The sequence below is a fragment of the Bacillus sp. AG4(2022) genome (genome assembly GCF_031844465.1).
GTDB lineage: Bacteria > Bacillota > Bacilli > Bacillales > Cytobacillaceae > Bacillus_AB > Bacillus_AB infantis.
Map to the genome: position 1 here is coordinate 315473 of NZ_JAUZVH010000003.1, position 13874 is coordinate 329346.

14 protein-coding genes are annotated in these 13874 nt (G+C 46.2%); 6 read left to right on the forward strand and 8 right to left on the reverse strand.

Annotated elements, in window-relative coordinates:
- Nucleotides 1-45: 45 nt before the first annotated feature.
- Complete coding sequence (yiaA, locus tag Q9R36_RS10470; RefSeq protein ID WP_009792332.1) at nucleotides 46-519, forward strand: inner membrane protein YiaA; 474 nt, start codon at nucleotides 46-48, stop codon at nucleotides 517-519.
- Between the two features lie 122 nt (nucleotides 520-641).
- On the opposite strand, the gene Q9R36_RS10475 is transcribed toward yiaA, so the two are convergent.
- The 5 genes from Q9R36_RS10475 to Q9R36_RS10495 form a co-directional block, all read right to left on the reverse strand.
- Nucleotides 642-3368 (reverse strand): dynamin family protein, encoded by a 2727-nt coding sequence (locus Q9R36_RS10475; RefSeq protein WP_094768084.1) that lies wholly within the window; start codon nucleotides 3366-3368, stop codon nucleotides 642-644.
- 284 nt (nucleotides 3369-3652) lie between these two features.
- Nucleotides 3653-4171, reverse strand: a complete 519-nt coding sequence (locus Q9R36_RS10480; RefSeq protein ID WP_022543317.1) for a YflT domain-containing protein — start codon at nucleotides 4169-4171, stop codon at nucleotides 3653-3655.
- Between the two features lie 73 nt (nucleotides 4172-4244).
- On the reverse strand, nucleotides 4245-5441 hold the full coding sequence (locus tag Q9R36_RS10485; protein WP_311225074.1) for a class I SAM-dependent rRNA methyltransferase: 1197 nt from the start codon (nucleotides 5439-5441) through the stop codon (nucleotides 4245-4247).
- A gap of 181 nt (nucleotides 5442-5622) precedes the next feature.
- The gene (locus Q9R36_RS10490; protein WP_050767264.1) at nucleotides 5623-6780 is read right to left on the reverse strand and encodes an MFS transporter; all 1158 of its coding nucleotides are present in this window, start codon (nucleotides 6778-6780) and stop codon (nucleotides 5623-5625) included.
- Nucleotides 6781-7017: 237 nt separating this feature from the next.
- Nucleotides 7018-7761 (reverse strand): alpha/beta hydrolase, encoded by a 744-nt coding sequence (locus Q9R36_RS10495; RefSeq protein WP_101551928.1) that lies wholly within the window; start codon nucleotides 7759-7761, stop codon nucleotides 7018-7020.
- Nucleotides 7762-7934: 173 nt separating this feature from the next.
- Between Q9R36_RS10495 and Q9R36_RS10500 the strand changes: the two genes are divergently transcribed.
- Entirely contained in the window at nucleotides 7935-8120 is a 186-nt protein-coding gene (locus tag Q9R36_RS10500; RefSeq protein ID WP_009792339.1) for a hypothetical protein, read from the forward strand.
- 182 nt (nucleotides 8121-8302) lie between these two features.
- Here Q9R36_RS10500 and Q9R36_RS10505 read toward each other — a convergent pair whose 3' ends face one another.
- Entirely contained in the window at nucleotides 8303-8497 is a 195-nt protein-coding gene (locus tag Q9R36_RS10505; protein ID WP_009792341.1) for a hypothetical protein, read from the reverse strand.
- A gap of 39 nt (nucleotides 8498-8536) precedes the next feature.
- Nucleotides 8537-9442 (reverse strand): hypothetical protein, encoded by a 906-nt coding sequence (locus tag Q9R36_RS10510; protein WP_224950859.1) that lies wholly within the window; start codon nucleotides 9440-9442, stop codon nucleotides 8537-8539.
- Between the two features lie 52 nt (nucleotides 9443-9494).
- On the opposite strand from Q9R36_RS10510, the gene Q9R36_RS10515 reads away from it, so the two are divergent.
- The 3 genes from Q9R36_RS10515 to Q9R36_RS10525 all read left to right on the forward strand — a co-directional run bounded on the left by Q9R36_RS10515 (nucleotide 9495) and on the right by Q9R36_RS10525 (nucleotide 12283).
- Nucleotides 9495-9815, forward strand: coding sequence for a hypothetical protein (locus Q9R36_RS10515; RefSeq protein ID WP_141195024.1), 321 nt, complete (start codon nucleotides 9495-9497; stop codon nucleotides 9813-9815).
- Between the two features lie 246 nt (nucleotides 9816-10061).
- On the forward strand, nucleotides 10062-11720 hold the full coding sequence (locus tag Q9R36_RS10520) for a glutamine--tRNA ligase/YqeY domain fusion protein (RefSeq protein WP_253616205.1): 1659 nt from the start codon (nucleotides 10062-10064) through the stop codon (nucleotides 11718-11720).
- Between the two features lie 128 nt (nucleotides 11721-11848).
- Nucleotides 11849-12283, forward strand: coding sequence for an RrF2 family transcriptional regulator (locus Q9R36_RS10525; RefSeq protein WP_311225075.1), 435 nt, complete (start codon nucleotides 11849-11851; stop codon nucleotides 12281-12283).
- A gap of 55 nt (nucleotides 12284-12338) precedes the next feature.
- Here Q9R36_RS10525 and Q9R36_RS10530 read toward each other — a convergent pair whose 3' ends face one another.
- Entirely contained in the window at nucleotides 12339-12689 is a 351-nt protein-coding gene (locus tag Q9R36_RS10530; RefSeq protein WP_094768079.1) for a hypothetical protein, read from the reverse strand.
- A gap of 223 nt (nucleotides 12690-12912) precedes the next feature.
- Here Q9R36_RS10530 and Q9R36_RS10535 point away from each other — a divergent pair, with 223 nt between their 5' ends.
- Entirely contained in the window at nucleotides 12913-13620 is a 708-nt protein-coding gene (locus Q9R36_RS10535; protein WP_009792347.1) for a nitroreductase family protein, read from the forward strand.
- The last annotated feature ends 254 nt before the right edge of the window (nucleotides 13621-13874 follow it).

Here is a 13874-nt window from a genome sequence, read left to right on the forward strand (position 1 = left end):
TTGCGGTGCTAAAAAATTATTTGACTGGCTGGAGGCGATTCGAGAATGGCTTATGAAGATGATGTTTTGTTAGATAAAGGCACTAATAAAGCGCCGAAGAAGAAGGAAGAACGGAAAGAAGGGGAACCGACTGCCGCTTTTAAAGGAGCTTCCTGGGCTGCTTTAATGGTCGGGGCTGGGGCTTATCTGATTGGGCTGTTCAATGCGGACACGATGCAGCTGAACGAGAAAGGATATTATTTTGCTGTCCTGATTTTCGGCCTCTACTCTGCGGTCTCTTTGCAAAAGGCGGTACGAGACAAAGAAGAGGGAATACCGGTTACCGGCATCTATTATGGACTGAGCTGGTTCGCACTTATTGTGGCCGTACTATTGATGGCTATCGGCTTGTACAATGCAGGAAGCATCATCCTGAGCGAAAAAGGATTTTATGCGATGTCATTCGTGCTCAGCGTCTTTGCCGCTGTTACAGTCCAGAAGAACATCCGGGATACCCAGCAGGCTAAAGACAGAGATTGAAGCAGCAAAGAACATTGCTTCGGAACAGATCATGACAGTAACCCTGCTGAAAAAATACAAAAAGACTGGCCAGAATTAATTCCGGCCAGTCTTTTATTTGGGAAAGCACATTCCCCTGCATTCTATACGCGAACCATCCGCTCATACTGCAGCTTCCTAAGCTCAAACAAAGTGATCGGATCGCGGTAAGCCTCCGGATTTTCCTTCATTTTGCTGAGGGCCTGCCCGTTGGCTTCAATAGTGTTCAAGGTTTCCTCAACTGTCATATTGAGCACGTTGAATGGATTGCGGAAAAAGATCTTAATATCCCTCTCCAGTGCTTTTTCGAACAGTTCAAACTGCTGCATGAACTTGCTGACAATGGCGTCGACGCTTTCGCTGTAATCCTCATTTTCGAGGAATTGTTTATATCTATTATACAGCATTCCTTTATTCTGCGGGATTGCGCCAAACAGCTTTCCGGCGCTTTTCAGCAGGAATTGCGAAGGAGTGAAGCGCAGTAGGATGTTCACTTTTTCCATCCTCACTCCGCTTGTCATCCTGTCGGCATCCCTGCGCCAGTCATCCAGGACTTTGAAGTCGCACTCCAGCCGGATTTTTTCCTCTCCATATAACTCATTGAACCCTTCGCCCATTTCATATAAATAAGCCTGGCTGTGATTGAACTCTTCAGTGGTGAGGGCAATCCACTTCTGGATGGAGCCGTAGAATTCAGGGAGGACAGAATCCTCCAGATACTGCTGGACGCGCTCGTTCATTGCATCGTTCAGCTCAAGATGGATTTTCCGGAAGTCGCTGTCTTCTGTGACCAGCTCGGAAGTGCCCCGCAGGATCCCGGGAATTTCCTCCTCAAGCTTCTTCCTCATCCTGTCTTTGATAGATTGATAGGATTTTGTGATCGTCCTTGTCTTTTCTTCTTCAATATCGCTGAGCTGGTTGATGGCGCCATTCAGCTTCGTGACCATCTCTTCATTCCAGCGGATATCCTCCTGCAGCGAGTTCTCCACCTCCACCCGCTTATCAAGCAGATAGCTTAAGGCGCGCTGGATATAGACAAGCACACTTTGTGTCCGGAGCTCATACCAGTCGCGGCTCAGGCTGTCATCGAAAAATCCGGCCAAATCTGCCAGCTGCTCTCTGCTTCCATAATGGGAGGAAAAGGCAAATACTTTTCCTTGCGGGAAATAAGACCGGATTTGTGCGGATATCTCGTCGACCAGCCTTTCTGCCTCACGCTGATCATGAATCGCATCCACCTTGTTCAGGAGGAAGTGCACCTTTTTGAAAGGAGCAGACTCACGAATTCTTTCCAGCGCCAGGAGGTCCTCCTCTAAAAGGCCTTCTGCTGCATTAATGACATATAAAATGCTGTCTGCAAGCGGGAGATAATGGGCCAGCTCTCCACTTGCCCTGCCGCTCCCTTTGACTCCCGGGGTGTCAATGAGCGCAATCCTGTTTTCCTGCAGGAAGGGAACCGGTACCCGGCAGTTGAAAGCAACCTTTTCTCCTTCAAGGCCGGCGGCAGCTTCATTTTCCTGATATTGCGGAAGATCTTTCATCATGATCAGCCTGCTGTCGGTAACTTCACTGAAAGCAGCGTCTTCGCCAGCCTTGAACATACTGATGGAAGATGTGTCCTCTCCAAGAACCGGCTTGCCCAGCACATAATTAATGAATGCGGACTTCCCGCTTCCAGGCCTGCCGGCAACAAGGACATGGCTGTTATCAAGATCAAGGAGCTCTTCGACGATCCATTCCAGCCTCTGTCCAAGCGGGAGATCATTTTTGAGTGCCCATTTCTTAATATCCATAAACAATTTGTAACTGTCTTCCAGTCCTCCGTTATAAAGGCTTGAGCGCTCTATCAGATTTTCTGCATCCGCTACAGCGTTAGAGTCTAATCCGGCAAATAGCTTATTCCAGGCAAGTAATGCAGCGGAAGCGTGCACCGCGTTGGCGGAATCAGTGATCCTAACCCAGTTCACAAGCAGCTCAGGAACGAGCGGAGTCAATTCCTTCACGTAATAATTGCCTGTGATAAGCTGCAGGTAGGTCTCCCTGTACATAGCGGAAAGTTCATGCCATGCATAAGATCTGTCCGCTTCAAGCTCCAGCATCATCCCGTTGAAATCCTTAAGCCATTGATGGCTGCTGCTCTGACTCTGATAATGCTGCCAAAGGGAGACAGACAGCTTTTCAAATCTTGATTCATCTTTATAAAAGACCGTTTTCAGCGCGTCAAGGAAATAAACAGGCTCAAGCTTCCTTGCCGCCCCTTGATCAATATAGCCATTCAGGACCTCAAACCATTTGAGCGAGCTTGTGCGGACTCCTTCGTTGACAGCGAGTTCAATGGCATTGCCCCAATCCTGATGCTTTTCGAAAAAGGCTCTTGCCAGCTCTGTTACATCCGGATAATCCGGATTGAGGAGAACAGCTTCCTTTATTGTCTGCACGGCCTTATCAAGCTTGCCCTGATGGACATATAAGGAAAACAGCTGGAGCAGGACCTCAGTCTGGAGCACAAGTGACTCTGTCCTGATGGCCTTGTATATTTCTTCGGCTGTTGCATGCAGCTCCAGTTCCATATAGGCGTCTGCGGTATTTTTTTTGGCCCACTCCCCCAAATCGTTATGTATGTTTTCCCATTTGAAAATGGCTGCTTCATAGTCTTTATGGTGGAAATAGATTTCACCCTGTGCAAACCTGATGACCGAAAGCTCCGGTATTTCTTTTTTCTGCTCCAGGAAATATGCCTCGCCGAGCACCTGTGCAGGCTGCTCCCCGCTATGGCCTTCCATAAACATTTCGTAATATGATTTATCGATTAATTGTTGTTCTATCGTCATTGTTATCCCCTTATGTAAATAGATTGACCTACTATATGCTAAAGAGATTCCTATTATTCTGCGCTCTCTATCCTTGTATTCTAGCAAAGAATGGAATGCAACAAATTTCATTTTACTTTCATTTTTGATACAGAAATGTTTCCTTCTGTAATAATTCTAACAGCAACCTTCAGATATGGTAAATTTTACGCAGGAACTTCTTTCTGTACTGCCTGAAACACCGTTAATCAAGCAAAACCCGCCTCTAGAGAAGGCGGGTTCGCTCTGACGAAGGATGGAAGCCCTTAGCGGGAGCCTCTTCTCAGGTTGTTTTGTTCATCTGTTGTATAGACGGTTGGCTCCCCGGATAATGATGGGCTGCCTGACGTGCCTTCCCCTTCATCTCCGCTCTCGATTTGGCCTGCGCCATACCACTCATCAGCACCGGTTTCAGCGTTGGCAAAAGCAGAATCTGCGTTCACAGCCAGGAGAATTTTGTCATTATCCATATCTGCTGCATATGACTCTACATTTTCCTCAGCAATTCCATACTTTGTCAGCCTTTCATGGGATTCGCCAAAGTCGCCGTCCAGCGAGAAGGCTTCTTTCAGTTTATCCCAGAACGATTCATCATCATGCTCTTTCGGCGCTGAGCCGGCAGCCTTTTCCACATCTGCATTTGTGTACGAATCAAGGGTGTAAATATCCTGCCGCTTTGAAATGACAGCCAGATCCTTTGAATCATAGCCTTTCGCCGTCAGCTCCCTGATTGCCTCGATCGTTTCATCTATTGAACTGTATACACCGATAATATCGCGTTTCATCACTATGCCTCCTATATGAAAATCATATATAGGCTGTTTACCCTTTAGTGCTGCAGGCAAAACGCAGGCATACTCAAGACAGTTTACGAATGAATGCCACTTTTAAATAATTCCCTTCCTTGAACTCACTGATGGTCCGAAAATCCTTTGGCAGGGAGAATTCCTCCAGCAGCTTGTACTTTCCGCCGCTTTCCTTAAAGGCGGCTTCAATAAATCCTTTGAACTTGCTCATTCCAAAGGTGCTGCAGTTGGTAGAGGCGACGATGATGCCATCCTTTTCCGTAATCGCAATCGCTTCCTTCAGCAGGTTCTTATAATCCTTGCTTGCACTGAAGGTATGCTTCTTGGAGCGGGCAAAGCTTGGAGGATCGAGGATCACCATATCAAAAAGAAGCTTTTTCCTTACGGCATATTTAAAATAATGGAAAACATCCTCTACAATGATATCCTGTGCCTCATAGTCGATCCCATTGATGCTGAACTGTTCAATCGTTTTGCTTTTGCTCCTGTTCGCAAGGTCCACGCTTGTCGTTTTCACTGCTCCGCCTTTTGCCGCAAAAATGGAGAAGGCCCCTGTATAGGAAAACGTATTGAGGACTGTCCTGCCCTTTGCATATACATCCCTGATTGTTTTTCTGACATCGCGCTGGTCAAGGAACACGCCTGTCATTGCTCCATCGTTCAGGTAGATGGCAAAGTTTTCGCCATTTTCTTTGACAATGAGCGGGAACTCTCCGCGCTCTCCTTCAACAAAGTCATCATCCTCCATATAAGAGCCTTTCGCATCAAAGCGTTTCTTTTCGTAGATCCCTTTAAAATCAGCAAGATTCCTTAAAGACTGCAGGATTTCTTCCTTAAATCGGTATATGCCTTCACTGTACCAAGTCAGCAGATAATAGCCGGCAAAATAATCGATTGTCAGCCCGCCGATCCCGTCGCCTTCGCCATTGAAAACGCGGAAAGCAGTCGTATCAGAGCTGTTGAAGAAAGATTCCCGATGCTTAAGAGCCTTCTGAAGTTTTTTCTCAAAAAATCCCTGGTCGATCACTTCTTGCTCATCACGCGTCAGGATCCAGCCGCAGCCTTTATTCTGCAGGCCATAATAGCCTTTGCCGATGAATTTGTTCCTGCTGTCTGCAAGGCGGAAGATTGCCCCCTCCTCCTTCAGATCCGCAAGATTCTCTATTCTATCTTTATAAACAAGGGGCAGCCCTTTTCTATACTCTTCATCAGAACGCGCCTTCAGACGCAGCTTTATTTCCTGTGCCATATTATCACCCTTCTATATCCTGAGATCAGCTGCCCTGTTTGCCAGCTGTATCTTTTGGTTCTATCTTATCATTCCAGCCGCAGGAGAAGCCAATCGCTGAGAAAATTCTAAAGAAGAAGGGTGTCAAAAATCCCGCAGCCACCAGCCCAGCAAAGAAAAGACCAGGGAAGCATCCCCGGCCTTATACGGCAGCAGCCTGTTTTTTTATGCTGTTTTTTCGCCTCCGCCCTTCGGCCATGATCATGGCGATGGCAATCAGCAGGAAGATACTCGAGATTTGGAACAGCCTGCCTGTTTCCACGTACTGGGCTATGACGCCGAATACCAGTCCGCTCAATCCGATGCCAAGGTCGATGGCTGAAAAGAACATGCCATTGGCAACACCTCTGCGGTTTGGCGGCGTAAGGGACAATGTCCACGACTGAAGCGTCGGAATCAGCGATCCGAAGCCGATCCCGAAAAGAACTCCGGCTGCAGCAATCAAAACATTAGAATGGGCAAAGGACAGCACCCACATCCCGGCGAATGTAATGAGTGTACAGAACAGGACGAGCCCTCTCGGCCCATTTCTGTCAAACCATTTTCCAGCTGCAGGACGCGAGGCCGATGCCAGTACGGCATTGAACAGGTAGAAAAGGAAAATCTGCTCTATTCCCCGCTCTTCCCCAAAAATGACAATGAACGTGACAATGGATCCATAGCCGAAGGTAACGATGACCGTGATAAGTGCCGGGTACCAGCTCGTTTTTTCAATCAGTGACCCTAAATAAGAGAAAGCTAATTCCTCTTTTTTCGCTTCCTTAACCGACTGGGGCGTTCTGTAGCTCACCAGCGACAGGAGTATGATGCTGATAATGCCAAGACCGGCCGATATATAAACCAGATTTTCAAAGGTCGTAACCTGGAATAAATAAATGCCCAGGCTGGGGGCTATGATCATCCCGAGAGTCACAGACAGCCCATAATAGCCCATCCCCTCGCCGAGGCGGGAGTTCGGAACAACATCTACCGCTGCCGTCCCGTTGACAGTCGTCGACCAGCCCCAGGCAAGCCCGTGCACTAGCCTGAAGAGAAGAAACATAACAACCACGCTGGAAAGCGGGTAAACCAAAGTAATCAGCAGCAGGGCGGCTGCACCGGCCAGGACGAGGGGCTTTCTTGTCCTGTACTCAAGCATATAGCCGATAAAGGGCCTGCACAGAATTGCGCCAGCAGAGAATAGAGTTGTGACCAGGCCGATTTCCAAGCCGGAGGCGCCTATTGATTTTATGTATGGCGGCATTGTCGGGATCAGCATTTGAAAGGACATAAAGACAAACAGATTCCCTGCCATCAGCATGACGAAGGATTTCGTCCAAAGCTTTTCTTTTTGTTCACTCAAGCGGTAAAGCCCCCTTTTCAAAAAAATAAAAACTTGTGCAGTATTTAACTTTTACGAGCATATAAAAGGCTCGAACAGATCTTCTATAGAGAATATATTTCGATTCACTAAATGTTAACACAGTTATTTAATTGATGGCAATGCTGTATTTTTGTCCTGCTCCCACAAAAAAAGGGAGGCCGCAGCCCCCCGTTCTTATTGATATTTTTTTATAAACGCCAAGGTCTCATCAATGATCAGCTGCTGATCATTATCGAGCGTGGCAACATGATAGCTGTTTTCCATCGTAATCAGTTTTTTGTCTTTGCTTGAGATGCGGTCAAGGATGAGCCGGGAATTATCAGGCGGGACAACATGGTCTTCGCTGGAAACAAAAATCAATGCCGGGCACTGTATGTCAGCCAGCCCTCCTTTTACCAGCTCCATTAACTGGACGATTTCACCGATGGATTTGACCGGGGTCTTCTCATAGGCCAGCTCTTTTACATCAGCTTTCTTTATATCTGAGCCGATGGCATCGAGGAAGCGGACGTCCTGAAGGGCTGCAGCACCTTCCATATCCGAAATCTCTACGGCAGCATTAATTGGGATAATGGCCTTGATTTCGGAATGCTTCTCAGCCATATAAAGAGTAAGTGTCCCTCCCATGGATAAGCCTGTGACGAAAATATCGTCGCACCGTTCTTTCAGCCATTGAAAGCCTTCTTCAATGCTTGCAATCCAGTCGCTGTACTGCGTTTGCTCCATTTCCTCATAATGGGTCCCATGACCTTTAAGCCTTGGGCCGCAGACCGTATACCCTGCTTTCGCATATGCCTCCCCGAGCGGCCGCATGCTTTGTGTCGAGCCTGTAAAACCGTGCGAAACCAGGATGCCTGTCCTGCCGCCTTCAAAATAAAAGGGTTCTGCTCCGTTTAATACTGGATAGTTATCCGCCATTTCTTTCCCTCCTCTTTCTCACTTTGAAAAAGTTCGACTCCCTATGCCGCAAACCCTGCCAGCTCCGGAAAAAAGCCCGTTTTTCTCTATACACACAAATTTCATTTCCCGTATAGTACTGCCTGCATAGAATACAATAAGGAGAGCATTTAAGTTGGAGGCGGAGAACAGAAATGGATGAATTTAATTTCTCAAAGCTATTTGCCAATGCAGAAAGCTTTTTTCATAAAAAGGGACAGCGGGAAATCCAATACCCAAAAGGCAGCCCCATCAATAAGGTGCACCGGTCTTCCCAAATCGTTGGAAACAGCCACAATATGCAGCAGTTCTTGTCCAAATATCTGGGCATAAAAAAATAACCTGCATACGCAAGTTACAAGAGCCCTTATGGCTTGTCCATCTAAAAAACTATCAGGCCGGAATCAGCGGATCTTTTCCAGAATCCCAAGATACTGCTTGCCGCCCGTGAATCGGGCGTTTTTTATTTCAGCCCTGCCAAATGCCTGCAGCCGGTCCTCTTTGGACCAGCCTTGCCGATTCATCAGGCCTTGGCAGCGAAAAGTCCTTTCACGATGGAGCTTTTCCTTGATATTGATGCTCCGCGAGGATATTGAATATCCTGCTGGTCTGCTTTTTTATTATAATTGGCAGCATCTTTGAATAACCGATCAAAATCAAAAATGTCTTCCTCGCCACTTGGCTTCTGGACTTTTAACACATGCTTTTTGGCTGACATTTTTAACCACCTCTTTACTATAAGTTTACCTCATTAGGGCTAAAGATTCAATCTTTCCCGAAGCTTTGTAAGCCCCAAGTTCTCCCATGCCCGTTTATGGAGCTCCGAAACAAGGGAAGTAATGCCTGCGACCAGATAGCCGTCATTTTCATTGAATTCAGATCTGTAGCTTGAAACACAAATGACATAGTCGACGACTTCTGTACCGCTTGTATAAATATTTTCCTCTTCTGAGGTGGTATAAACCAGATAATTTTTATCATGGATAACTTCCGGATTTTCCTTGTTGATCGGGATCCCTGTTTTGTATAAGTCCACAAGCTCGAGCGACCTCTTTACAGCCGAAGGAAATGATGCCTGATGAAACTCGGCAAGCGTCATTACTTCAAAGGTAAGATGTTCATCCCATTCACTTAAATAGAATTCCTGCATTTTGGCAAGTGCAAAATCGAGGGCATCATGGAATCTGGGATGCTCCGAATCAAAGCTCGTTTTCAGGACATTCTTGTTTTCTTCCTTCATTAAATACGTCAGGAATTTAAACTTTCTCATCTGGTCATCAATGATGGATATGACTTCCTTCTGGCTCTGGTCTAGGTCAAACTCCAGATTTCCGAGCTTGAAGCGGATGATCCTCCTGGATGCGGAAGGCACTAAAAGCCAGAGCAGCAGCCATAAAAGCAGGTAGAAAAGATATTCAAAAATGACCTGGAATTTCGGCGACTCGGCAATCGGCTTGATAATCAGGCTTGTGACCGTATCCTGTGCAGCGGCCTGGCTGCCTGCATCCGGCTGGCCCGCGCCATCCGGCAGCTGTGCAGCATGATATAAGCTGATAGCTGCAAGCAATATGATGATCCCTACTCCCGTCCAATACACGATCGCAGACCATTTCCTTACCTTATCTTCAATGACAGGCAGATCTTTAACCATCATCCTTTCCATTTTCATCCCCCTTTAGCCTGTTCGTCATTCAGCAATGTTGGAGGTTCATGGTGTGATTGAAAGATTCGGAAACGATATTAGCCTGTGGGTAAAAAAACCATATGATCCATTATATTACCTTAACAGTTTATCATACCAGGAAGATTTCTCCCCTAGTTCTTTCGCTTCAATTGGAGCAGCAGCCTGGCTCAAGAGCAATGAAGATGGGTACATAAAGCTATTGTATGCAGCCGCAGGCCGGCAGGCAGCTTTGCCCAAAAGTTTTTTCCCGCCCAGCCCCTCCGCTTTCCTTATTTTGCTTACCTGCTCCTTGTTTTTATCCTCCTTAATGAGTAGTATTAAGTTCATGGCATATCTTTTCAGATTCCATTAGACTATAAGTGAACGAGCCCAGTTTTTTAGACTATTGTAACTGCATGTTGATTTTGGGCTCATTCAGCTATGCCGAAATGCGTGTGAAACAGGGTTTCACACACATGAGCCCAAAATCACCGACAATGTTCAACACAGCCATTTTAAAAAAGGGCTATTTTAATAAAAAATGTTTGGAGCCGATTGAGCTTCAGGCAAAAAAATTCTATAATTTCCTAAAGTATATAAAAGAAAGGCTGATACTGGTTTGGAACAAAACTCATCCAATTTTATTCGCACGATCATTAAGGAGGACCTGGAATCCGGAAAAAGGAATGAAGTCGTTACCCGCTTCCCTCCAGAGCCGAACGGCTATCTTCATATTGGACACGCAAAGTCAATCATCATCAACTTTGGACTCGCCGATGATTTTAACGGCAAAACCAATCTGCGCTTTGATGATACCAATCCGCTGAAAGAAGACCAGGAGTATGTGGATGCCATTAAAGAAGATGTCAAATGGCTGGGGTTTGAATGGGAGGAGCTTCGCTTTGCTTCCGATTATTTTGAGGAAATGTACGAGCGTGCAGTCCTGCTGATCAAAAAAGACCTTGCTTATGTTGATGACCTGAATGCAGATGAAATCAGGGAATATCGCGGAACTTTGACAGAGCCCGGGAAGGAAAGCCCATACCGCAGCCGTTCTGTCGAGGAAAATCTTGATCTCTTCAAGCGTATGCGTGCAGGAGAATTCCAGAATGGAGAAAAGGTGCTCAGAGCAAAAATTGATATGAGCTCACCTAATATTAACCTGAGGGATCCGGTCATTTACCGTGTATCACATGCCCATCACCATAACACAGGCGACAAATGGTGCATTTATCCGATGTATGCATTTGCCCATCCAATCGAGGATGCAATCGAGGGCGTCACCCACTCTCTCTGCACAACAGAATTCGAGGATCAAAGACCGCTGTATAACTGGGTCATTGAAGCTTGTGAGATGGAAAGCAAGCCTCAGCAGATTGAGTTCGGGCGCCTGAACCTGATCAACACAGTCATGAGCAAAAGAAAGCTGAAGCAGCTGGTCGACGAAAAGTATGTGGATGGCTGGGATGATCCGCGCATGCCGACCGTTTCAGGGCTGAGAAGAAAAGGCTTTACACCTGGCGCCATCCGTGAATTTGTTGAAGCGACAGGCGTCTCAAAAGGATCCGGAGCCGTTGATACTGCGATGCTTGAGCATTTTGTCCGTGAAGACCTTAAGCTGTCTTCCCCTCGGACAATGGGAATCCTGAAGCCGCTGAAGGTTGTGATTACCAATTATCCTGAAGGACAGACAGAAATGCTCGAAGCGGAAATCAATCCGGAGAACCCGGAAATGGGCAGCCGCCAGATTCCGTTTTCAAGAGAAATTTATATCGAGCAGGATGATTTCATGGAAGATCCGCCAAAGAAATATTTCCGCCTCTTCCCTGGAAATGAAGTGCGTCTGAAGCATGCATACTTCATTAAATGTGAAGATGTCATCAAGGATGAAAACGGTGAAGTGGTTGAAATCCATTGCACATATGATCCGGAAACCAAGAGCGGCACAGGCTTTACCGGACGGAAGGTAAAAGGGACCATCCACTGGGTCGAGGCATCCCAGGCAGTTCCGGCTGAATTCCGCCTGTATGAGCCGCTGATCCTTGACGAAGAATTGAACAGTGAAGAAAATGAAGGCAAGACCTTCCTTGACCATGTGAATGAAAATTCTCTGGAAATCGTCAACGGCTTCATCGAGCCGAACATGAAGGATGTCAAGCCTCAAGATAAGTTCCAGTTCTTCCGCCACGGCTATTTCAATGTCGATCCAAAGCATACAACAGAAGATCACATTGTATTTAACCGGATCGTTTCGCTGAAGAGCTCATTTAAATTATAAAAGTAAAGCCACCAGCCAGTGGGTGCTATTTCAGGAGGAGAACGGCCGCAGAGCCGTTCTCTTTTTTCTAACAATTTTTTCAAGGGGATTGTCTTTTTAGCAGAAAATACGATACAGTTAAAGCAGAGGTGAGTATATTGAACGAGAAAACATCCTCTGCCTCCAGCATAAGATGGTTCAGCCTGGCCCTGCAGGCTTTGCTTATTATGGCAGACAATGAAGGCCTGTGCCCGAGCGCAAGGCTAGCGGACAAAATCGGTTCAGAATCAGGGTTTCTGCGGAAGATTTTGCGGAATTTGGTTAAGGAAGGCCTTGTCCAGGCCAAGGAAGGCCGGGACGGCGGATATTTTCTCGCAAAACCGCCGGAGGATATCAGGCTCTCTGATGTATATGCGGGAATGCGCGCAGAGCCATTCTCAAAAGGTTTCCTGGATGTCAGCAGCAAAGAGTGCTTTGAACCATGCACCCGCAGTGCCTTATCCGACCTGAAGAATGAAATGGAGCAATGGATCCTGAACGGATTAGAAGAAAAGACCCTTAAAGACCTGATGGGTAAAAAATAAAGGAAACGGGACATCATTGTGTTTCGTTTCCTTTTTTATATTCACGCAGCGGATGTTAATGAGATCCGTATAATAGAAATACCATGATGATGGAGTCAATCAGTATCAACCACAAAAAAATATAGAAAAGTCTCCGCTGTGTAAAATACAGCCGGACCAGCATGAAGTAGGCAAAGCCTGCTGCAACAACAAAAGACAGAAATTCCTCCAGCTTTTCTCCCTTCAAGACCAGCCTGTTATCATAATACAGCTGCAGCTCTTCATTTAATGAAAATGGTACAGTAAAAATGCTGATCAGCAGGCCCAGCAGCATGAAGCTCCCGGCAATGTTGAGCAGTTTTTGAACAGATATTCCTTTATTAGCTTTCAGCACCTGCTCTGAAGCCGGCTTATAATCAACCTGCAAAACCATCCCTCCTTTTATAACATCTACGGGCCGGGATACAATTGGTTTCAGCTTTCTGAGTCAGGAAGGTAATTCTATCCTTACAAAAGACTTTTCACCGGCAAATAGACTGTCCTCCCTTTTCATGCCTATTATTTATTGGAAAATAAACTGTGTTTGACAAAAGAACAGTAACACCATATACTGTTCTTGTAATAACCACAGTTAAAGGGAGATGGCATAGATGAGTGATAATACAATGAGCAAAGAAGAGTATTTAAATAAAGTAAAAGATCTTGACCAAACCACTGAAGCGCCAAAGGAGCTGGAAGATACAGATTTCTTCACGGTGGCAAAAGAGCGCCGCTCTGTCCGCCAGTATGATGCCGATTATATGATGGAAGACAGTGAAATCCGTGAAATCCTTGAAGCAGCCATCCTGGCACCGTCTTCTTCTAACCTCCAGCCATGGAGATTCCTAGTCATCAAGGACCAGGAAGCGAAAAAAGAACTGCTGCCAATCGCAAACAACCAGCAGCAGATCACAGATGCTTCTGTCGTAGTTGCAGTACTTGCTGATGTAGACGCGTATAAGAATGCAGGTGAAATTTACGGAGGCCTTGTAAAGATGGGCCGCATGACGGAAGAAATCAAAGATTCCTATGTAGCATCCATTATGAAGACCTATGGCGGTTTCTCTGATGAGAGAGCACTTAAGACTGCTATGATCGACGGCGGCCTTGTCTCTATGCAGCTGATGCTGGCAGCTAAAGCAAAAGGCTATGACACGGTTCCTATGGGCGGCTATGACGAAGGGCAATTTATTGAAGCCTTTAATGTGCCGGAAAACTTCAAGCCAGTAATGCTTATTTCCTTAGGAAAAGGCAAAAAGGCCGGCTTTGAGAAAAACCGCCTGCCTTTGGATGATGTTTTAAACTGGAACAGATTCTAATCAACTTGCCCGGGCCAGGATGCCCGGGTATTTTTTGCGGCTTGAATCGTGAGGATAGGAGCGGGAGTTATTTATACCTATAGGGATTAGTTTTATTCTCTAAAAGGGCATCTTATAAACAGAAAGCCCGAAAAGCTGCAGGACTGGCAAGACCCAGCGCCTGAAATACCATACCATTAATGATTCATTTATCCTGGTTTCAGGCAAGGATTATAGGGTAAACTCACAATTGTTTCCAGATAAAGAAAAAGGAG